The organism is Deinococcus aerius, assembly GCF_002897375.1.
GTDB lineage: Bacteria > Deinococcota > Deinococci > Deinococcales > Deinococcaceae > Deinococcus > Deinococcus aerius.
The window spans coordinates 269,358-290,421 of record NZ_BFAG01000002.1 but is presented as its reverse complement, the minus strand read 5'-3'; the positions used below and the strand labels follow the sequence as shown (position 1 = coordinate 290,421).

Genomic DNA, 21,064 nt, shown 5'->3' with positions numbered 1-21,064 from the left:
CCCGGAGGTGGCCGCTTGCCCTGTCGCGTCTGAATAACGTTATTCGGAGTCCCTCCCCGGCTGGCGCCGGGGCACTTCCTCCGTAAGGAGGTCGTGATGACCCTGTCCGGACACCTCTTCAGCGCACCGCTTCACACCGAGATTCAGATGGTGCCTGTCCGCCTGATCGAGGAACCTGACACCCAGGAGGTGAACCCCGGTATCGAGCGGCTGGGCGTGATGCAGAGCGTGCTGCTCAAACTCAGCGGCCACTCCGAGCGGCCTTACCGGATCGTCGACGGCAAACGCCGGGTACGCAGTGCGCTCAACTACGGCATCGAGCAGGTGCCGGCCCTCATCACCGACGGAACTCGCGGGCAGATCGCCGCCGCGAGCGCGATCCTGAACGCTGCTCGCTCCAGTCACCCGCTCGACGAGGCCCGCAACTGGCAGATCGCTCTGGAGGAGGGTCAGTTCGGCGACGTGAAGGAACTCGCGGCCCACGTTCGGATCAGCGTCCAGACCATCCGCAAACGCCTGAGGCTGCTCACCCTCCCCGAAGACCTGCTCGCGCACATCGGCGTCAGCATCGCGGAAGGTGTGGCGGAACGCATGGCGAACCTTGCGCCCGAGTACCGCGAGCAGGCGATCCGGGCGGCCGAACGCCGGTTAGATGCGGGGGAGAAGTTCACCGCGGCCGACTTGAAGGAGAGTCAGACCGCCCGCGCCAGGGATTTTGAAGAGAGTCTCGATACGCTCTTCGGCCCTGAGCCTCTGCTGGCAGTGCCCCGCGACCCCCTGACCGAATTGGTGCAGGAGGTCAGGCGGTTGGCGGCGCTGGGTGGCGTTGAACTTCCCGCGCTGGTCCGGGCGCTGGCGAGAGGGGTGCCCGGATTGAACGAACCATCGTCCACCCCGGCGGAGCCACCAGCATCCCCGCGTCTCACCGTGACTCATCGCCCTGGCCGTGTAAATCTCGGCCTGCGCCCCTCGGAGAGGTTGCCGTGACGACCCTGCTCGACTTGATTCCCGCCCTGGGTGGCCCACGGGAGTGTGGCCCCGGGCGGCAGGAAGGCCACATCTACGCGGAATGCGGGTTCAGCCCGCACGGTGTACCCATCGATCATTTCCTGATCGACCTGCCGATTCCGGTCAATCCGGGGCAACTCGGGTTGAGCAGCCAGGGAGTGACGTTCATCGAGCGTCAGGGAACCTGGCACGTCGTGGACGTCATCGGCGAATCGCACTACCCCTGCGCCGCCGATTTCGTGGAGGAAGCCAAGGCGCTCGGCGTGAGCCGGAAAATCCCGCGTACCGGAGACTTCAGCCGGCTGACCCGGGAGAGCACCCTGATCCTGATTCACCCCCGGGGCCGGGTGACCAACAGCCTGCCGTTAGCTTCCTTCACCTCGGGCTTTTTCTGCCCTTGTGGGCACGGTCACTCCGCTCACGAGCCGTGCGCGGGGTACCACTGGTACGCGGCCGAGGCCAACGTGCCCGGGACCGTGAAACGACGCCTCAAACGCACGAGCTACGAGGTCAGGCCCCTCCTGAGCGGTGCTCCGGCCCTGGAGTTCACCCCCGCCTACATCCTGCGGGTGCCGATCAGTAACCTGAGCGTGATCCGCAACAGGGACGGCAGCGTGAATCGCCAGAGCCGCGCCGTCGCGGACAAGGCCCGGCTCCCAGTGATCGACGCGGATGCCTGAACGCGGTGGGGGAGAGGCACGTGCCTCTCCCGCCTGCCCGTGGAAACGGTCGTCTTTCGGGTCCATTGGAGGAAGAGGCCCTCGCCCGCTTGGGCGGGCGGCACCGCCGCATGTCCTTCATCGACATCCGCGACTGCTTCGAGCGTGCCTACCGAGCCGAGAGTCCCTTCGAGGGGACGACGCGCAACCAGGAAATCCGGGAGGAAGATCGCGCCTGGCTGCGCCGTGAGCACGCCAGCGTGTACGCACCCGGTCTCGGCACGGCAGTGCTCAAACTTCTCACCGGAGAGGTGGGGCTCTGGCAGCAGTCGGACGGGAGCGCCCGCCTCCGGCTCGAGGAGCGCGAGTACAATCTCCGGGTCTACAGCGCGCCGAACGGCCTGCAAAGCCGGTCCTGGCACGCGGGCGGGGCGCCCTCGGGTTCGTTCCTGGGTGCCCCGCTGTTGGCGCTCGCGGAAGCACTCACCGGCGCTGGCGCTCCTCAGACCCGTCAAGCCCTCCGGAAGTTCGTGCGCGTCCTCATGCCCCTGGGCTTGCGGTATCCCATGCCGAAGAACGCCCTGGCCGCCGCCACACGGTTGCCGGACGTCCGGTTCGCCCTGCACCACCTGACGGATACGCTGGACGCCGAAACGCAGGCCCGCCTCGCCCAGGGAACCCTGTCGTCCCCCACGCACATCACCCCCCATGACCGGTTCCTCTCCAGCGTGAACCTCGCGCTGCTGATCCACCCGCCCGTGCACCGTCCCGCGCCCGAGACGCCCGCCACGAAGCTGCGCCGCCTCGCCCGCCGGGGCGGCGCGGCCCTGCTCGTCGGCCCGCCCGGCACCTTCAAGACCGAGACCGCCAAGCGTGTCGCGGTCGAGGAGGGCCTGACCCTGGTGATCGCCAAGGGGGGTCCCGGCGTCGAGGACCGCGACTTCATCGGCGGCGTGTACCCGACGGAGCAAGGACCGCGGTGGGTGGACGGCCCGATCAGCCGTGCCTTCGTGGCCGCCACGCGGGGCCGCACGCTGCTGCTGATCGACGAGGCCTTGCGGTACCACCCTGAGGCCCTGAACGCGCTGCAGGGAGCGATGGACACGGTGTCCCGGGCGGAGGCGCTGGCGGTCGGCATCCCGGAAACGATGCTGGTGGGGGAGAGACATCACCTGCTGCCCCTCCCCAATGGTGAGCACCTGTGCTGTCCAGCCGAGAATCTCACCTGGGTCCTGACCACGAACCTCGGCGAGGACCACCTGCAGACCGCCGACCGGTTCGACGGGGCCCTGCTCAGCCGGCTCGACCTCGTGATCGACTTCGAGTACGCGGACGAGGAGACCGCCTGTACCCTGTACAGGCAGATCGGTGGATCGGAGCGGGTGGCGGACCTCGCCTATGCTGTGGAGTTGGTGACGCGGGATGCGCGGCAGGGGACCGGGGTGCAGCCGGTGCGGGCGCTCGACGCGCGCAAGACCATCGCGCTGGTGAAGGAGGTCGCGGCGCTCCTGAACGAGGGTTTGGAGGAGGCCGCGGCGCTGCTGTGCGCCTGCGAGACGGTGGTCATTCCCCACTGCTGCGCGCGCGACGGCGACGGCCGCCTGGAGAAGGATGCGGTCGAGATGCTCACCCGCCGCATCATCGAGGAGGTGCTGGAAGCGGCGTGACCCTCCCCGGATCGGAGACCCATGGAGGTATGCTCACTCTTCCTAGGCAGGCTCCCGCCGTGCAGTGGCATCGGCAGCTCGCGTGGCGGACCTACGTTCAGGAACTCTTCCGCCTGGTCAGTCGCCGTCGTGACTTCACCACCGAGTTCCGTCGCCTGCCCTTCACCGCCGGGGTGCTCCCCGAGCAACGTCGCCTGCTGCTTGACCCGGCCCTGCTTTCTGTGCCACCGCTGGGCGTCCGCTTCGATCCCGGAGACGAGTACGGGCGACGCGTCACCCTGCTGCGCTCGATCGCCTCGCATGAGGGAGGCCACGTCGTTTTCAGTGGCCGCAAACCTGAGGAACAACGTCTCGGATGGCTGTGGAACGCGCTGGAAGACGAGCGTATGGAACGGCTCGTGATGCGCCGCTTCCCGGAGCTGTGCGCCGACTTCGACTTCCTGGGAGACGTCCTGTGGTTGGGAGACCATCGCCCGCAGGTGGACCTGCAGACGGCCTGCCTGGTCTGGCGCTGGGCCCATGACCGTCCCGACGTCCCCTTTGCCGTTCCTCTGGAACTCGAGGGGCTGTGGCGGGAGCAGGTCCGCCCGCTGGTCGAGGAGGCCTGGGAGGCCCACCGGGATGACGTCATGGAGATTGCCCGGGCCATCCTCGAGGTGCTGCCCGAGGAACTGCGGGAGGAAGCCGAGCCGGGTCTCGGTGCGGACGGCGGAGGGATGAGTGGGGTGCAGCCGGAGGAGCCCCAGCAGCCTGTCCGCGGGAAAGGAAAGCGGGGGGACGAGGAAACGGCGGAAGCGGGAAGCGGTGGACCCGGGAGCGAGAACCCGATTCCGGAAGACATCTCCCGCCCGGGGACTTCCGGCGCCGGGGAACTTCCCGGGCCACCCCCGGCACCGGTCGCGACCGCCCCCGATCGCCTGCTGCTCCTCACCGAGGGCTACGCGCGGCGTCTGGCGCCCCTACTGGCACCCCCCGGCCGTCCCGCCCGGCAGGAAGCGCACCGCTCGCGGGGACGCTTCCGCTATGACCGACACGTGCAGGGCGCCGAGCGTCCCTTCCGGCGCCGGGTGGGTGAAGATCGTCCCGTTCCCTTTCTGCTGCGGCTGTGCGTCGACCTGTCAACCAGCATGTCCGGGGAACGCCTGCGCGCGGCCCGCGAGGCGGCCTTCATGCTCGCCCGCGCCGCCCACCTCGCCCGCAGCCGGCTGCAAGTGATCGGCTTCACCTCCTCCGCTCACGAGATCGTCCCGCCCGACCTCCCCTGGCAGGAAGCGGCCGCACGTCTGGTCGGCCTGGAGGCGGGGGGCGGCACGCAACTCTCCCGGGGCCTCGAACTCGCCCTCCAGGGGTGTGCCCGGCCGGACGAGCAGGAGATCTTGATCGTGATCACCGACGGGGAACTTCTGCCCGCCGACGTGAGGACCTGCGGCCTGCTGCTGGACGATCAGCGCCCCTATCGCCGGACCCTCGCCGTCGTCCCCATCCTGATCGGCGAGAGCGTCCAGTTCGCTTCAAGCTACCTGGACCTCTTCGGTGCTGCCTATCCGGTGATGACGCTCGACGAGGTGAGCCGGACGGTCCAGGCTGCCCTCACCACCCTGCGTGCCCGTTTGCGGACGTGACCTCTGGGACCGGGGGGGACTTGCCCGGGCGACGTGGGGTCCCTCATGCCGGAGGCCTGACGGCCATCCGGCATGGACGGGATCGCATGCGTCAAACCAAAGGCTTCGCCCTGACCGCCGTGACCGGATTCCTCGCGCTGTTCGGCCTCAACAGCGAGCTGCCGTACGCCCACACGCGTTGGCCCAAGTTCAGTCCGGCCGACAAGTCGGCGCTGGCCCTGAACGGACAACTGCTCACCCGCGAGGGCTACGACGTGGTCAGTGCCCCCCGGCCCGCCCTCGCCCCCGGCGGCGAACCCTACGGCGTGGAGGTGACGGGCGGCGGAGAACAGGCCCGCCTGGGCGCCAACGAGGCGGCCCGCCACGAGATCCTGGCCCCCCACCCTGACCTGGCCGTCCTGCGGGCCTACAGTGGCGGGGGCGGCCTCGGCGAGAGCGTGGACCAGTTCTACACGCCCAGTGCCGTCGCGGCGCTGTTATGGAACCTCGTCACGCCCTTCCTCAAGCTGGGTGACGAGAAGCGCCCCGTCCGGGCTCTGGAACCGAGTTGCGGCAACGGGGCGGTCCTCGCGCATGCCCCCGAGGGCGTCCTGCTCACCGGCGTCGAGCTGGACCCGGTGGCGGGCCGGGCGGCCGCGCACCTGCACCCGCACGCCAGCGTCCACGTGATGCCGCTGGAGCAGTACACCACCCGCAGCAGCGATCCCCTCTTCGACCTGGTGGTCGCCAACCCGCCCTACGGCCCGCGCGGCGAGACTCGATCTCTGCACGAACCCGACGAGGTCCGCAGCGAGCGGTACTTCATGCGTCAGATCCTGCGCCGCGTCCAGTTCCAGACCGGGCTCGTCAGCGTGCTGCTGCCCCTGTCGCTGCTGCACGGCCACCGGCACCGGGACTGGCGGGAAGAACTGCTCACCTCCGCCCTGCCCCTGCACGCAGTGCTCGTCCCCACCGGTGCCTTCAAGGCGGCTGGGGCGGGGGTCACCACGGTGCTGCTCGTCCTGCGCCGCCACGACCACGGGGTGCGGGAGGCCCTGAGCACCCTCGGCGGTGCCCAGGTCACGGACACGCTGCTGGAGTTCGTCGCCGATCCCGTCCACCGGGAGTTGGTCGAACGCTTCGTGGACGGGAGTAGCCTGGTCATCACCGAGGGGGAGGAGGGGGCCTGGACGCACCGGCTGCGCCAGCTCTCCGGCAGCTTCCGGCTGAGTCAGGAGAGCACCCTCCGCTGCGGCCGCTTCGGGAACCCGCTGCTCGAAGGCGAGGTGGACACCCGTCAGGTGCAGCGTGTCCACGACCAGATGCAGGCCGCGATGAGTAGCGCCCCGGTGCTATTCCGGACCCTGATCGAGACCGTGCGCGAACGGCTCGGCGAGGACGCCGCCAGAAACGCCGAGGCGGCCTCGCACGGCGCGGACCTGCACGCGATCCCGGAGGGCACCCTCTCCACGGACCGGCGCCACGCCTTCCGGCTCGGCCAGTGGGTGGTCACCGACGACATCGCGGCGCCGGTCGTCGCGCAGGCGGTCCAGGTGGCGCAGGCCCTCCAGGCGTACCTGGAGGCGCGCGAGCTGGGACGTCCGGAGACCCCGCAGCGCCGCCGCACGGCCCTGGCCCTGGACGTGCAGTACCGCGCCACGCACGGTGGGTACGACCGCCAGCGTTTTACCCGGCTGATTCCCCGGTACTCGCTCTTCGCCGTCCTGCTCGCCCACCTCGGTGCCCTGGGTGAGCTGAACCTGCCGGATGACGGGACGTACGCGCTGCCCATCACGGCCACCGGGATGGAGGGCATCGCCCAGCAGCTCGCCGACCTGATGGCGCTCACCGAGCAAACCCTGATGCAGTACGCCGGGGTGTCCGAGCCGGAAGCGGTGGCGCACCTGACCGGGCACTACGCCTTCAACGGGGACATCTGGGTGGAGCCGGGGCTGTATTACTCCGGGCACGCCTTCCTGCGCGCCGAGCAGGCCCGCGCGCAGGCCGAGCACTTCGGCGGCCACCGGCGGGCGGCGCTGTTGAAACAGGCGGACCTGTTCATCAGCCGGGTGCGCCGCGCGAACCTCAGCGAACTGGCCCTCAGCCCCCGTGACGCCGTGATTCCCGTCGCCGTGTTGGAAGAGTGGGTCAACGCCTACCTCGGCAGTGCGGCCGACCAGAAGCCGCTGATCAGCGTGCGCCGGGAGAACGGGGCGGTGCGTTTCCGCCTCAAGGGTGGAGCGGGCCAGGCAGGGGTGCGGGCCCGCAGCGCCTTCGACCAGGAGAAGGCCCGGGCGCTGGAGAACTACCTCAACCACAAGACGGAGGTGGAGGCCGTTCGTGGCGCGGGGGAGATGTCGCGCGAGCAGTACCAGGCGGAGCGCGCGACGGCCATCGACGCGGCCCAGGCGTACGAGGATCAGACCCAGGCGCATTTCGGCAACTGGCTGATGCAGAGTCCGCATGTGGGCGTCGTCGAGGAGGCCTACACCTATGCCCGCGGCGCGATCCTGCGCCCAGAAGGAACGGCGCGGCCCCTCCACCTGCCCGACTGGCGTGGCCCCGAGCACCATCCCTACCAGGTGATGGACATCCGCGCGATGGCGGCCACCACCGGCATGGTCAACAACTACGACGTCGGTTTGGGAAAAACGTTCAGTCTTCTCGGCCTGATCGCGTACCTCAAGACCTGCGGCTGCGCCTCGCGGCCCATCATCGTCGTGCCCGCCGGGCTGGTCAGCAACTGGGCGACCAATGCGGCCCTCGCGCTGCCCGGCTGGAACATCGTGACGGTGGGCATGAGCGTGCGGCGCGACCGGCAGGGGAACAAGGTCTACAAGACCAAACGCGACGGCACGCCCATGCTCGACCAGGGCGGCAAACGCATCGAGGCCTGGAAGGAGGACTCCCCGGCGGTCAAGCGCGAGAAGATCGCGTCCCTCAGCGCCGGGCAGGTGGACCTGGTCATCATGAGTCGCGAATCCTTCACGGGGATCGGGATGCTGCGTGAGACCCGTCAGCGGCTGATCCTGGAAGACCCGCAGTATCAGCGGAACCTGGAGACGCAGGGCAGCTACGAGGGCATGCCCAAGCGGGGCAAGCACCAGGAACTCGTGCGCAAGCTCGGCGTCTTCGGGGCGATGCTCGCCCGCACGAAGATCGCGCAGGAGGGCGAACTCTCCTTCGAGCTGCTGGGCTGCGACTTCACTGGGCATGACGAGGCACACTGCTTCCCTGCGGGGACGTTGGTGGACGGCAAGTACATCGAGGCGTATCGGGCGGGGGAGCGCGTACGAGCGTTCAATCACGTCACCGGACGCATCGAGTCAGCACGGGTCCTCAATCTCCAGGTGCGCCGTCCCCATGATCTGCTCCGCCTCACCCTTGAGGATGGAAGGCAGATCATCACGACAGGGAATCATCCCTTCTTTACCCCGGCAGGGTACCTTGACGCCCGTCAGCTCACCCCTGGAGAAACGCTCTATGTCGACAAGCAGTGCAACGCACCCTTGCGGTCAGTGCCGGACGCTGATCTCGCTCTCCAAGGAGCAGCGCACCCGAGTGAGGCGTGGGCTGCCGGTCTTCTGCGGGAGTCGGTGCATCCAACTGCATCGGCACCGGACGAAGCCGAAACCGCGTCTCCCCAAGATTCAGCGGCACTGCGAGGAATGCGCCGTCCTGTTCACCCTGAACAACGTGCAGTCCTGGAAGCTGCGCACCGGAAAGGCGACGCAGTTCTTCTGCAGCAAGTCCTGCCGCACGAAGCACACGGCCAGAACCAGCCTGAAATTCAGGGCCAGTGTGCAGGCCGCCAACCTTGCCCGGATCGACGAGCTCAAGGCGCAGATGGCGGAGATGCGCAGGAAGGCCGCCCAGCCGGAAGTGGTGGCCCGGATGCGCGAAACGATGAAGGCGCGGGGTCACAAGCCCCGGATCCGCGGAGGCAATGGACAGGGTCTGACGGCGCCGCAAGCAGCCCTCTGGGTGGAACTGTGGCAACTGACGGGCGTGGAATGGATTCCGGAGCACCCGATCAAGACGGGCCTGAGGCAGCGGGGCTGCCCACGGGTCTACAAGGTGGATTTGGCGCATCCCACCCTGCGCCTTGCCGTCGAGTGCGACGGGCCGTCACACAAGTCGCTTTCCCAGCAGGCTCAGGACCGAAAGAAGGAGGCGATACTGTCCTCACTCGGCTGGCAAGTCTTGAGATTCTCGAACCGGGAGATCATGGAGAATACGGCGGCCTGTGCCCGGGCGGCCTGGTCTACAACATTGAAGTAGAAGGCCATCACAACTACTTCGCCGAGGGCATTCTCGTTCACAATTGCAACAAGAACCTCTTCGCCCCGCCGACCACCTTCGGCGAGACCCCGCGCTTTCTCGGTGGGGGAGGGGAGAGCCAGCGGGCGCTCGACGCGCTGCACAAGGGCCGCTTCGTCCGCGAGCGGGGCGGCCGCACCTTCGCCTTCACCGCGTCGTGGATCAAGAACAGTCCGCTGGAGGTCTACTCCATGCTCAGCATGGTCACGGACGCCCTGCCGGGCTACGGCCTGCCGACCGGCGAGGCCCTGATGGAGCAGTACCTGCGCATCGAGCCGGACATCGTAACCGGGATGGACGGCAGCGTGGAGGTGAAGCCCTGCGTGAAGGGCTTCCGGCGGTTACGCGAACTCAAGGGCATCATCAGCGGGCACGTCATCACCCGTTCTTACGGGGACCCGCTGGTCGTCACCCGGGACGGCCAGCCGCTGAAGGTCCCGTCGGCGGTGGCGGAGGAGGTGATGATCGACATGAGCGAGGAGCAGGCCGCGCTCTACCGGTCGCTGCGCGAACGTGCCCGGACCGCCGACGCGCGGGCCAAGGGGCCGAACCACCCCTTCGCGATCCTCTGGGAGATGCGCAAGCTCACCGTGGACCCGGCTCTCTTGGGCGTCCGGGGCCGCAACCCGCGCTTCGAGAAGATTGCCGAACTCGCCCTGGAGAACCGCGCGTCCGGCGGCAAGGGCATCGTGTTCCTCAGCATCGGCGAGAAGGAGGGGGCCTTCGCCCGGCTGAAGGCGCTGTTGGTGGAGGCCGGGTACCCGGAGCACGAGATCGCCATCGTGTCCAGCGACACGCACAAGAGCAGCGTGGCTCGCCAGGACCTGGAGGACGACTACAACTTCGGGGACCTCTCCCTGATCCTGGGGACGGACGTGCTGGGACAGGGGTTCAACCTCCAGCACGGCACGACGCTGATCGTGAACGCCGACATCCCGTGGAACTACGAGGAGATCCGTCAGCGCGTCGGACGCGGGGCGAGGCAAGGCAATACGGCCCAGCGGGTGCGCAACGTGTACCTGCTGATGCGCGGGTCCTTCGACGCCATCACCTACACGATCATGAGTGGGAAGAAGTCCTGGCTCTCGCAATTGTGGCTGGACGTGGACGAGTTGGAGAACACGGCGGCGGGCTTCAACGGCGAGGAGATGGCCCTGCTCCTCAGCGACGACCCCGAGCAGACCCGGCGGGAGATCCGGGAGAAGAAAAAGACGCTCGAAGACCTCACCGGCCGCGCGGCGCTGCGGCGCAACCTCGAAGTCCTGGCGCGGGTCCTGAGCGTGCGTGAGCGGGTCCAGACCGTCCGTGAGCGGGCCGATGCGCGCAAGAACGGCTGGACGGCGAACGATCACGCCCTGCTGACCCAGGCGCGGGAGGCGTACGGGCGGGTGAGGCGGGAACTCGACCTGCTGGGAGAGTTCAGCTTCGCCCGGTTGCTCAATTACGTGGGCGAACTGCACTGGATCGGGGTGCTGCCCGTCCACGTCGGACTGACCTTCGTGCACGAGGGCGGGCGGGTCGAGGTAACGCAGGTGAGTGCCGGAGCGGTGACGGTGGTCCGGGAGACGGGGGAGAGCACCGTGCTGAACTTCCGGCAGGTGACGGGCGGGGCCGGGTACGAGGCGAGCACCCACCCCGGGCACTACCGCGAGTCGCTCAGCCTGGGAGCCCGCCCCACGATCAGCCTGCCGAAGAACGCCGCCGTACACGCCCTGGACGCCCGGCGAATGAGCCCGGTGCCGCGGAATCCCGAGGGGGTGATCAGCGTGAGCGTGAGGGGGGACGAGGTGATGCTGCACGCGAGTCCCGACAAGTACACGCTGCGCAGCCTGCTGATCACCGGGCACGTGGTGATGCACTACGCGGTGAGGACGGAAGGCGAGCACCTGACCGTCACGCAGGTCGCGGTGCTGAGCGGTGACCCCCGGGTGGTGGAGGGTACCGGGAAGCAACTGGTTTCCGAGCGGTTCCGGGAGCGTCTGCTCGCCATCGTGGCGACCGCCCTGGGGGCTGATCCGATCCGGGACCGCGCTCACGCGGCTTGAGGGGGAGGGGAAAGGCCTCCCTTCCCTCTGCCGGGCGGGAACGGTTCCAGGCTTGACCCTCTCCCGCCGGGGCGGGAGGTTCCCCCGTGGAGGTAAACCATGCACATTGAATTTCGCAGCGACCTCGGCGCGAAGGTTCTGGTGGACGTCCCGGACGAGCGGGCGCTGGAGGACACCCTCAGAAGGTACGGCCGTCTGGGGTGGACCAGCGGCGAGGTGCCACCCGGTGGGTATCCATTCCCCTATGACAATTTCTCCGATTTCGACTGGAGCTTGATCGGGGCGAGGAAGTGGACCAGTCCGGAGGGTGACGTTTTGATCATCCATCGGGGGCAGGCGTACAAGATTCGGGAACTGGAGGCGGTGGACTCACGCAAGATGAAGCTGCCCGCGGCGGTCAAGATCAGCCGGGGCGCGAAGAGCACGGACCTGGACCAGGTGCGTGAGAAGGCGGACGGCGAGTTCGAGTACGTGACGCTGGCGATCTTCCGGGGGGGCAGGCGGCAGGAGCGCTACGCCCTGCCTCGGCAAGGCGCACCGGCCCCCAGCGCCGCCGATTAGCCAAGGTCAGCAGCGCGGGGAATGGCCCTCCCCGCGCTCTTTCCGCTCCTTACCTCTTCGTCCACCCTGAGCCTCCAGCATCATGACGTTATGAGCCCGCGCTGCCAAGAACGGCGGGAACCATGATGAGCGCAGCGATGCCCGGCATGACGATGGACGAGAAGCACTGATCCGGGCCGTGCGGGAGCGAAGAACGAAGAACCGCGTTGTGCCCGTTGAGCCTCGCCGTTCCCGCCCGCTCAACCACGTCCTCTCGTGGTTGAGCCCTGTCCAGCCCTGGGGGAGGACGAGTTCCACCCTCACCCCGAGCACGCCCCTGCGCCACTTCGTGCACACCGTGGACCGCGCCGACTGAACCAGCAAGGTGTGGGGCGTGGTCACTCGACGGCCCGGGGTCGGCGGACCCCGCCCAGGGGCAACGTCACGACCCAGACCCTCAGCCTGACCCTCGATGAGACGCGGACCCCCGGGCGCAGCCCGATACGATCTCCGGTCAGGAGTGCTGACGTGTTGCCCCTCCCCTTGCCGGGCTGGCACCCCTCGAAGCGTGGACGGAGTCAAACGGCCTCAGCGCGGGCCTTTTCGTCGGCCTCGGCCGATCAAGGGCAGGCTCACCCCTTGGCATCAGCCGGGCCTCGTCTTCACCCCCTGCCGGACCACCACGAGCCCCACATCGAGGATCAGCTCGACCCGCGCGTCGGAGAGCCGCGTCCGCAACGTCTGCGCGGTGGCGAGGTCGGCGGCGCCCGCCGTGCTGGCCAGGGTGAGGAGCAGGGGGAGAAGCCGCCTCATTGCCCCGATACCTTGACCCCCAGGAGGGCGGCGGCCCGCGCGAGCCGGGCCGTGGAGGCGTTCAGGGCGCCCAGACGGCCCAGCAGGTAGGTCTTGGTGCCGCTCAGATCGGCCGCCAGGGCGGTCGAGGAGAGCAGCAGGGTCAGCAGGATCGGGGCGGTTCGCACGGTTCTCCTTTTCATCCGAGGAGATAGTCGGATGAAGCGTAGGCCCGGTCCCGGGTGCTGTCAAGAATGGTCGTCTGGGACGGCACTCCTCAGCATGAGTCCCCGTGCGGCGCCCGCGTCACACTGGACGCCCGCAGGGCCGGCCTTTCTCTTGATCCCTGTAGAGGTGTACAGATAACCTGGGGCCGGATGGGTTGCGCCGTCCCCCGGGCCTGCCCCCGCACGCCTTCGTGCCGTGGGCCGGGAGAGGCGTGCGGACTCTCCCGCCGTCCAGTCGGAAGGGGAACCTCGCTGTTCCGGCTGACCGGTGGGAGGCCGTCTCCATCCGGCCGTCCACGGGCGCCCTGCCTCGACCCCTCACCAGGAGTTCTCCCTTGTCCACGCTTCAAGACCAAGATCAAGCGCTCGCCCGACTGGGCGGCGGCGGTGCCCTGCTGGCCGGAGCGCTGTTCCTGCTGTCCCTCGTCTATGTGTATGGCGTCCTGGCCGGGGCCGGGCTGGACGTGGAGATGTTCGAGGATCAGGCGCGGCTGCTGCCGTGGGTGGCGGAGCACGCCCGCGCCTACACCGGCCTGTGGTGGCTGACCCTGCTCTCCAGTCTGGCGCTGCTGCCGGCACCGCTGGCGCTGCACGACCGGCTGCGCCCCGGGGGCAGAGGGGTCTCCAGGGTCGCGGCCGTGGCCGGGGTGGGGGGCGTGGTCTTCGGGCTGGCCGCCCCGCTCGTGCTCGCCGCCGCGTCGCCCGTCCTGGCGCAGAGCTACGTGCAGGCCTCCGGGGAGACGCGGGACGCGGTGGAGGTGGTGGGGGGGATGGTCGGGGACCTGGCCCTCCACCTGCGGCTGGGGTCGGACCTGCTGCTGGGCGTGTGGTTGGCACTGAGTGGGGGCCTGCTGCTGCGCCTGCGCCGGAGCGCCGCCCTGGGGACCTGGTTTCTGGTGACGGCGGGGCTCGCGGGCGTGGTGATCGCCACCAAGCCCCTCGGTCTGGCCGACCTCGAACCGTTCCTGGCCCCCGTGCTGAGCCTCGCGTACCTGGGCCTGGGCGCGGCGCTGCTGCGCGGTGTGGGAGCTTCCCGGGCGGCCGTCGGCCCCACCCGCCCACCCGCGTGACCGCTCCCACCTCAGCGCTGTTCCCCGGCGGTCCCAGCCGCAGTCTCCAGGACGGTGGATGCCCTGACCTAAGGCGCTGAAGACCTCCAGCCAGTGACCACGGTGGACGTGGTGCTGGACGAATCGGGTAACTCAGGCCGGGGACACCGTGTTTGACCCAGCGGGAAATAATTCCCGGGTCCTGCGCCGTCTCGGCCCGAGCGCGACCCAGGGGGGTGGCGGGTCGAGGGCCGGCTCATCAAGTGAACGTCCGGGGGCATCCTGCCAGCCCCGAATGGACGCCATTGGAGGGGCCGGCGGCGAGCGTCTGGAGAGGCCGTGGTGTTCCCCGGATGAGGCCCCTTCCACCTCGCGGGGGCAGCCTGCCGTCACCTCCGGAAGGTCCCATCGGAACGGGGCCTTTGGCGGCCCCACACGACGCCGAGCAGGCCCAGGGCCGCGACCCCCACCGGCCAGTCCCCCAGCCGGACGTACCCGGTCGTTCCCTTCTGGGCGGCGAAGCGGGCCTGGAGTGCCCCTGCACGCCGGGTCGGCAGCGCCTGCGTCACCCGCCCCCTGGGGTCGATCACCGCCGTCACGCCGATATTGCCCGCGCGCAGCAGGAAGCGCCGGGTCTCGATGGCCCGCACCCGCCCCATCTGGAAGTGCTGCTCCACCCCGTTCCCCGCGTTGAACCAGCCGTCGTTGGACACATTCACCAGCACCCCCGCGCCGTCCCGCACGAGGCCGCGGGCGATCCCGGGAAAGACGCTCTCGTAACACACGTACGCCCCGTAAGCCACCCCGCCCAGGGTCAGCGGCCGGTCGAGGCGACCCGGCAGCAGGCCGGCCGGGTCGGGCACGCCCAGCGCCCGGAAGACCCGCTCGTACAGCGGCGCCAGGGGGGTACGCAGCGGGAAATACTCGGCGAACGGCACCCGCCGCCGTTTGTCGTAGGCCCCCATCAGGCCGCCGTCCCACGCCTCGACCCGGTTCTGAGCCGGGCGGGCGACGCCGATCAGCAGGGGCTGATCGGGCAGACGGCCCAGGTCATCCCCCGAGATGGCGGTCTCCGGCCAGACCGCAACCGCTCCGGCGGCAGCGCCGCTGAGCCGGGCATAGATCGGCAACGGGTCGGCCCTGCCCGCCACCTTGTCCAGCGGGTCGAGGTTGCCCTGCACCAGCAGCGCCCGGTGGGTCGGTGGTGGGGGCTCGGGCCGCGTCAGCCCGTAGACCAGCGCCAGCCCCCAGACGGGCAGCGCCAGCGCCAGGGGCCGGGCCTCCTGCCGGGCGAGGCTGGCGAGCGCCGCTGCCAGGGTCGTGACGAGCAGACTGGCGAGCAGGACGCCGCCGAGATCGGCCACCTGGATCAGCGGGGTGGGCAGCAGCGTGTACCCCAGCGTGCCCCAGGGAAAGGCGAAGGGCCCCAGGTGCCGCAGCCATTCCAGCACCACCCATCCGAAAGCCAGGCCCCACACCCGCCCCAGGAAGGTGGGTGTGAGCCGGGCCACCAGCAGCCCCAGTAGCGCGTAAAAGGCTCCCTCGAGCACAAACAGCGCCGGGAAGAGCAGCGCGCCCGCCACACCGAAGAGCTGCGCAAAACTGAGCGGCAGGAATAGCAGGTGCAGGCTGAAGAAGGCGGTCATGCCCCAGAACAGCCGGGCGGCGACCGCGCGCGGGGCCTGCGGGGTGCTGACCCACCAGAGCAGCGCGGCGAGCGGCAGCGGGGTGAGGGCGCTCCAGGCGTGGGGTACGGCGGTCAGGGCGAGGGCCGCGCCCAGCCCCACGGACGGCAGGCTCGGCACGCCGGACAGGGTGCCCTTCTTCAGCCATCTCCCCCTCCTGATCTGGAGCGTCCCCTTCATGCCCAAGGTCGGGCCGCCGCGCTTGATACCTGTACACTCATACAGATATCTTAAGGTATGACGAGTTCCCCCTCCACCCCGGGCACGCCCCTGCGCTACTTCGTGGAGCGCATGGACTGTGCCGACTGCGCCCGCACGGTGCAGAGCGCCCTCACCCGGCTGCCCGGGGTGGACACGCCCCAGGTCAACTTCACCACCCAGACGCTGAGCCTCACGCTGGACGAGGCCCAGATGCCCCGCGAGCGGCTGGAACAGACCCTGCGCTCCCTGGGGTATCCCCCCACCCTGGAAGCGGCCCCGGCCGTGACCCCCAACGCTCCCCTGCGCTACTTCGTGAACAACATGGACTGCGCGGACTGCGCCAACAAGGTACAGGGCGTGGTGACTCGCTTGCCGGGGGTCGGCGAGCCCAAAGTGAACTTCACCACCCAGACGCTCAGCCTGACGCTCGACGAGACGCGGACGCCCAGGACCCAACTCGAACAGACCCTGCGCTCCATCGGGTACCCGCCGGAAGTGCAGGACGAGGTCAACCCGGTGCCCGGCACGGCCCCGACCACTCCGGCCGCCCCCCGCCCGGCCCGGGTTGAACGCCCCTGGTATCAGACGGGCAAGGGCCGCAACGTCCTGCTCACCGGCGCCCTGCTGGCCCTGGCTTTCGTGTTCAGCCTGGTCGCGCCGGGGTTCGCCTTCTGGGCGTACGCGGCCGCGACCGCCATCGGCACCTGGCCGCTGCTGCGCAAGGCCGTCGCCAGCGCCCGTCTGGGAGAACCCTTCACCATCAACACCCTGATCAGCGTGGCCGCCATCGGCGCCATCGCCATCGGGGAGGCGGCGGAAGGCGCGCTCGTCGTGTTCCTCTTCGCCATCGGCGAGCTGCTGGAGAACGTGGCGGCCGGGCGGGCGCGGGCCGGCATCCAGGCCCTCGCCGCCCTGGCGCCCAAGACCGCCCTGCTGCTGGAAGGCGGGCAGACCCGTGAGGTGCCCGTCGAGGGGCTTGGGGTCGGCCAGCTCGTGCGGGTGCAGCCGGGCGGCCGGGTGCCCGCCGACGGCACCATCACCGAGGGCGACTCCAACCTCGACGACTCCCCCGTGACGGGCGAGAGCGTGCCCGTCCACAAGGGCGTGGGGGACGCCGTGTACGCGGGCAGCATCAACACCGACGGGGTGCTCACCGTGCGGGTGGACCGGGGGGCGTCCGACAACACCATCGCGCGGATCATCCACCTGGTCGAGGAGGCGGAGTCCTCCAAGGCCCCCACCGCGCGCTTTATCGACCGCTTCTCCCGTTGGTACACCCCCGCCGCGATGGCGGTCGCGCTGCTCTTCGCCGTCCTGCCCCCCCTGCTGTTCGGCCAACCCTGGCACGAGTGGATCTACAAGGGCGTGGCCCTGCTCCTCATCGCCTGTCCCTGCGCCCTGGTGCTCTCCGTGCCCGCGGCCGTCACCAGCGGGATCTCGGCGGGCGCCCGGCGCGGCCTGCTCATCAAGGGGGGCGCGGCGCTGGAGACCATCGGGGGCGTCTCGACGGTCGCCTTCGACAAGACGGGCACCCTGACCGAGAACAAGCCGCAGGTGACCGACGTGATTCCGCTGTTCGGGGACGAGGCGAACGTGCTGCGCCTGGCCGCCGCCGTGGAGACGGGCTCGGCGCACCCGCTCGCCAAGGCCATCGTGGAGCGTGCCCAGGGGTTGGCGGTGCCCACGCCCCGGCAGGCCCGGGCGATCTCGGGCAAGGCCGTGACGGCCGTCGTGGACGGCGAGGACCTGGCGGTCGGGTCGCCCCGGTACGCGCAGGAGCGCACGGGGCTCACCCCGGAGGTGCGGTCGCGGATCGAGGCCCTGGAGGGTCAGGGCAAGACGGTGGTGGTGCTGCTGAACGGGCACGGGCCGCTGGGCCTGATCGCCATCCGGGATGAGCCGCGTCCCGACGCGCGCGAGGCCGTCGCCACGCTCAAGGGGCTGGGCGTGCGCTCGTTGATGCTGACCGGGGACAACGCCCGCACGGGGAACGCCATCGCGCGGGACCTGGGCCTGGACGTGGAGGCGGAGTTGCTGCCCGAGGACAAGCTCCGGCGGATCGCCGCCCTCAAGCAGGGCGGCAAGGTGGCGATGGTCGGCGACGGGATCAATGACGCCCCCGCACTGGCCCAGTCCGACGTGGGCATTGCGATGGGGGGCGGCACGGACGTGGCCCTGGAAACCGCCGACGCCGCCCTGCTGCGTCACTCCGTCACGGGAGTCGCGGAGCTGGTGCAGCTTTCCCGCGCCGTGATGACCAACATTCGCCAGAATGTCGCCTTCGCGCTGGGCCTCAAGGCCATCTTCCTGGTCACCACGCTGCTGGGCATCACCGGTCTGTGGCCCGCGATCCTCAGCGACACCGGCGCGACTGTGCTCGTGACCGCCAATGCCTTGCGCCTGCTGCGCTTCAAGCCCGGCGCGTGAGCAGTTGCCCACCGCGGCCCTCGCGGTCGCACCCACGACCAACCACGAACCTCCTCCCCGGTTCAGGCCTGACCTTCGGAACCCACAGCGCCTTCACCGTCAGCGGCTGCCATCAGAAAGGTGGACGCCAGTGAGCGACTCCCGGACAGACGACGACGCACACCATCTCGACGCCAGCCAGGCGGCCGACCGCCGCATCCTGTGGCTGGTGCTGCTGATCAACCTCGGGCAATCCCTGGCGGGCGCAGGGGTCGGCGTGTGGGCGTCCTCCACCGCCCTGATCGGCGCAGCCCTCGACAACCTGGCCGACGCGTCTGTCTACGGCGTCAGCCTCTACGCGGTGGGCCGCGCCGCCACCATCAAGGTGCGCGCCGCCCGCCTGTCCGGCTGGCTCCTGATCGGCCTCGCGGTGCTGCTGTTCGTGGAGGTGCTGCGCCGGTTCTTCGGGGGTGAAGAGCCGGTCGGCCCCGCGATGATGGTCATGGCCGCCGTCAACGCGGGGCTGAACCTGGTCTGCTTGCACCTCCTCAGGCGCCACCAGGGCGAGGACGTCAATTTCAAGGCGTCGGCCATCTTCACCAGCAACGACTCGCTGGTGAACCTGGCCGTCGTGCTGTCCGGCGCGCTGGTGTTGTGGTTGGATTCGAATCTGCCGGACCTGGTGCTCGGCGTGATCGTGTCGGCCATCGCGGCCAACGGAGGTCGGGAAATCCTGTCCGAGGCGGCCGAGGCTGCGGAAACGGCCCGGTCGGAGGCTTGAGGCCGGACCCGCCCTCCACGCTCCTTCGCTTCCTTTCCTGCCGAGGTGTCTCATGCTCCCGACCGTGATCGTCTACACCGTCCCCAACTGCTCGTCGTGCGAGGCCGTCAAGCGCTTTCTCACGGCGCGGCGGGTCATCTATATCGAGAAGAACGTCCGCGAGGACCCGGCGGCCTTGGCGGAGATGCAGGCGCGGGCGAACGTCCGCGTCGCCCCCGTGACCGTCATCGGTGAGCGGGCCTTTTACGGCACCTTTGAGGACCAGCGCCCCCTGCTGGAAGCCGCCCTGAGCGACAATGGGGCATGACTTCCTCCCTTCCCGACGTCAAGACCGATCGTGCGGCCGACTGCGAAGTCCACTGCGTGCACCCCGAGGCCGTGGCCCGCGCGGCGGCGGGCCTGCCGGACGAGGCCCTCATCGAGCGCGCGACCACCCTGACCAAGGTGGTCTCCGACCCCACCCGGTTGCGCATCCTCTCCGCGCTCGCGCTGGAGGAACTGTGCGTGTGCGACCTGGCGGTGATCGCGGGCATCAACGAGTCCACCATGAGTCACCAGCTCCGCCACCTGCGCGCGCTGGGCCTGGTGACCTTCCGGAAGGTGGGCCGCATCGCCTACTACCGACTGGCGAACGACGGCGTCACGCGGCTGATCGCGGACGTGCTGGAGCACGCCAAAGCCATGTGAGGACGCTCCCCCCCGGGGTTTCCCGTCCCACCCCTGCTTCTCAAGGACCCCGCTTTTGAACACCTCCATCTCTGCGGCCCTGCTGGGCCTCGTCGAGGGCATCACCGAGTTCCTGCCGGTGTCCTCCACCGGCCACCTGATTGTCGCCGCCGACCTGCTGAAGTTCCGCGACTCGGGCGGCACCTTCGAGATCGTCATCCAGCTCGGGGCGGTGCTGGCCGTCATCGCGTACTACGGGCGCGACCTGCTCGGCCAGGCGCGCGCCCTGCCGGTCAGCCCGGACGCCCGCCGGTTGTGGCTGGGCGTGGCCCTGGCCTTCCTCCCGGCGGCCATCCTGGGCTTCCTGTTCAGCGACCTGATCACGCGCTACCTCTTCTCGCCGGTCACGGTGGCGATCTCCCTGATCATCGGCGGGATCGTGTTGTGGGTGATCGAGGGGCGGCCTGTGGCAGCCACCACGAGGGGCCTGACCCAAGTGAGTCGGCGCCAGGCCCTCGTCGTGGGCTGCGCCCAGTGCCTCGCCCTGGTGCCCGGCGTCTCGCGCAGCGCGTCGAGCATCATCGGCGGCCTGCTGACCGGGCTCGACCGGCCCACCGCGACCGCGTTCTCGTTCTACCTGTCGATTCCGACCCTGGGCCTGGCGACGCTGTACGCCCTGCTGAAGGGGCGCGACGCCCTGGGGGCAGCGCAACTCGGCCCCCTCGCCGTTGGGCTGGCGGTGTCGTTCGTGACGGCGCTGCTCGCGGTGAGCTGGCTGCTGCGCTACGTCTCCCGGCACAACTTCCGGGGCTTCGCGGTGTACCGCGTGCTCGCGGGCCTCGCCATCCTGGGGTGGGTGCTGTGGCGCTGAGGCGGGCGGGGGTGGTGTGGCCCCGACCGGCGGTGATCGCCGGGGTGCTCGCGTGCCTGCTGCTGGACCAGAGCCTCAAGGCGTGGGCCGTGCGGGAATTCACACTCGGCGAGTTCCGCGAGGTCCTCCCCGGGGTGCTGAGTCTGGGGCTGATCTACAACACGGGGGCGGCCTGGAGCCTGTTCGCGGGGGCGGCGCTGCCCCTCGCCGCGCTGCGGCTGGTGGTGGGCGTGGCGCTGCTCGTGTACCTCTCCCGCCGCGCCGTTCCGCCCCTAACGGGTGTGGCCCTCACCCTGATTGCCGGGGGGGCGCTCAGCAACTCGCTCGACGGGTGGCGGCTGGGCAAGGTCGTGGATACGCTCGCGTCGCACACCCTCTCGGCGGTCACCCGCGCGCTGGGGCAGGGGGACTTTCCGGTCTTCAACCTCGCCGATGTCTGGGTGGTGAGCGGCGTGCTGTTGCTGCTGCTGCGAAGCACGCGCTCCCCGACCCGGTCCTCGTCCACGGCCTGAGGTTCAGGCTCGCCCACCGTTCCTCACCGTTAGG

General features: G+C 69.7%; 17 protein-coding genes and 1 pseudogene. 15 read left to right on the top strand and 3 right to left on the bottom strand.

Annotation, left to right across the window (positions count from 1 at the left end):
• The first annotated feature begins 96 nt into the window (after positions 1 to 96).
• The 8 genes and pseudogenes from DAERI_RS04235 to DAERI_RS04210 all read left to right on the top strand — a co-directional run bounded on the left by DAERI_RS04235 (position 97) and on the right by DAERI_RS04210 (position 11,861).
• The gene (locus DAERI_RS04235; protein ID WP_103128174.1) at positions 97 to 987 is read left to right on the top strand and encodes a ParB/RepB/Spo0J family partition protein; all 891 of its coding nucleotides are present in this window, start codon (positions 97 to 99) and stop codon (positions 985 to 987) included.
• Positions 984 to 1,688 (top strand): hypothetical protein, encoded by a 705-nt coding sequence (locus DAERI_RS04230; RefSeq protein WP_103128173.1) that lies wholly within the window; start codon positions 984 to 986, stop codon positions 1,686 to 1,688. The genes DAERI_RS04235 and DAERI_RS04230 overlap by 4 nt, the downstream gene beginning before the upstream one ends.
• A 110-nt stretch (positions 1,689 to 1,798) precedes the next feature.
• Positions 1,799 to 3,334 (top strand): AAA family ATPase, encoded by a 1,536-nt coding sequence (locus DAERI_RS04225; RefSeq protein ID WP_133161953.1) that lies wholly within the window; start codon positions 1,799 to 1,801, stop codon positions 3,332 to 3,334.
• Between the two features lie 29 nt (positions 3,335 to 3,363).
• Positions 3,364 to 4,956: a vWA domain-containing protein gene (locus tag DAERI_RS04220; RefSeq protein ID WP_103128171.1), complete on the top strand. Its 1,593-nt coding sequence runs from the start codon at positions 3,364 to 3,366 to the stop codon at positions 4,954 to 4,956.
• 86 nt (positions 4,957 to 5,042) lie between these two features.
• Positions 5,043 to 8,417, top strand: a pseudogene (locus DAERI_RS23285) (N-6 DNA methylase); the annotation flags it as partial.
• Positions 8,299 to 9,216, top strand: coding sequence for an endonuclease domain-containing protein (locus DAERI_RS23280; protein WP_368773369.1), 918 nt, complete (start codon positions 8,299 to 8,301; stop codon positions 9,214 to 9,216). The pseudogene DAERI_RS23285 and the gene DAERI_RS23280, both read left to right, overlap by 119 nt.
• Positions 9,129 to 11,300, top strand: a complete 2,172-nt coding sequence (locus DAERI_RS23275; RefSeq protein WP_369689443.1) for a helicase-related protein — start codon at positions 9,129 to 9,131, stop codon at positions 11,298 to 11,300. Before DAERI_RS23280 ends, DAERI_RS23275 begins: the two co-directional genes overlap by 88 nt.
• 99 nt (positions 11,301 to 11,399) lie before the next feature.
• Positions 11,400 to 11,861 (top strand): single-stranded DNA-binding protein, encoded by a 462-nt coding sequence (locus tag DAERI_RS04210; RefSeq protein ID WP_103128169.1) that lies wholly within the window; start codon positions 11,400 to 11,402, stop codon positions 11,859 to 11,861.
• A gap of 624 nt (positions 11,862 to 12,485) precedes the next feature.
• On the opposite strand, the gene DAERI_RS22280 is transcribed toward DAERI_RS04210, so the two are convergent.
• Both DAERI_RS22280 and DAERI_RS22275 read right to left on the bottom strand, forming a co-directional pair.
• Positions 12,486 to 12,653: a hypothetical protein gene (locus DAERI_RS22280; protein WP_164973336.1), complete on the bottom strand. Its 168-nt coding sequence runs from the start codon at positions 12,651 to 12,653 to the stop codon at positions 12,486 to 12,488.
• A complete protein-coding gene (locus tag DAERI_RS22275) occupies positions 12,650 to 12,820 on the bottom strand; it encodes a hypothetical protein (protein ID WP_164973335.1) in 171 nt (56 codons plus the stop codon). The genes DAERI_RS22280 and DAERI_RS22275 overlap by 4 nt, the downstream gene beginning before the upstream one ends.
• Before the next feature lie 374 nt (positions 12,821 to 13,194).
• Here DAERI_RS22275 and DAERI_RS04205 point away from each other — a divergent pair, with 374 nt between their 5' ends.
• The gene (locus DAERI_RS04205) at positions 13,195 to 13,929 is read left to right on the top strand and encodes a DUF4386 family protein (RefSeq protein WP_164973334.1); all 735 of its coding nucleotides are present in this window, start codon (positions 13,195 to 13,197) and stop codon (positions 13,927 to 13,929) included.
• A gap of 368 nt (positions 13,930 to 14,297) precedes the next feature.
• On the opposite strand, the gene lnt is transcribed toward DAERI_RS04205, so the two are convergent.
• Complete coding sequence (gene lnt, locus DAERI_RS04200; RefSeq protein WP_235610253.1) at positions 14,298 to 15,713, bottom strand: apolipoprotein N-acyltransferase; 1,416 nt, start codon at positions 15,711 to 15,713, stop codon at positions 14,298 to 14,300.
• A 117-nt stretch (positions 15,714 to 15,830) separates the two neighbouring features.
• Here lnt and DAERI_RS04195 point away from each other — a divergent pair, with 117 nt between their 5' ends.
• From DAERI_RS04195 to lspA, 6 genes are all read left to right on the top strand, one after another.
• Positions 15,831 to 18,221, top strand: coding sequence for a heavy metal translocating P-type ATPase (locus tag DAERI_RS04195; RefSeq protein WP_103128167.1), 2,391 nt, complete (start codon positions 15,831 to 15,833; stop codon positions 18,219 to 18,221).
• A gap of 130 nt (positions 18,222 to 18,351) precedes the next feature.
• The gene (locus DAERI_RS04190; protein WP_103128166.1) at positions 18,352 to 18,981 is read left to right on the top strand and encodes a cation efflux transmembrane domain-containing protein; all 630 of its coding nucleotides are present in this window, start codon (positions 18,352 to 18,354) and stop codon (positions 18,979 to 18,981) included.
• A gap of 52 nt (positions 18,982 to 19,033) precedes the next feature.
• Positions 19,034 to 19,288, top strand: a complete 255-nt coding sequence (locus DAERI_RS04185; protein ID WP_103128165.1) for a glutaredoxin family protein — start codon at positions 19,034 to 19,036, stop codon at positions 19,286 to 19,288.
• On the top strand, positions 19,285 to 19,668 hold the full coding sequence (locus DAERI_RS04180) for an ArsR/SmtB family transcription factor (protein WP_103128164.1): 384 nt from the start codon (positions 19,285 to 19,287) through the stop codon (positions 19,666 to 19,668). The genes DAERI_RS04185 and DAERI_RS04180 overlap by 4 nt, the downstream gene beginning before the upstream one ends.
• A 55-nt stretch (positions 19,669 to 19,723) precedes the next feature.
• Positions 19,724 to 20,518 carry an undecaprenyl-diphosphate phosphatase gene (locus DAERI_RS04175; protein ID WP_103128163.1) on the top strand — a complete coding sequence of 265 codons (795 nt, stop codon included), beginning with the start codon at positions 19,724 to 19,726 and terminating at the stop codon, positions 20,516 to 20,518.
• A complete protein-coding gene (lspA, locus tag DAERI_RS04170; protein ID WP_369689442.1) occupies positions 20,509 to 21,030 on the top strand; it encodes a signal peptidase II in 522 nt (173 codons plus the stop codon). Before DAERI_RS04175 ends, lspA begins: the two co-directional genes overlap by 10 nt.
• Positions 21,031 to 21,064: the final 34 nt, after the last annotated feature.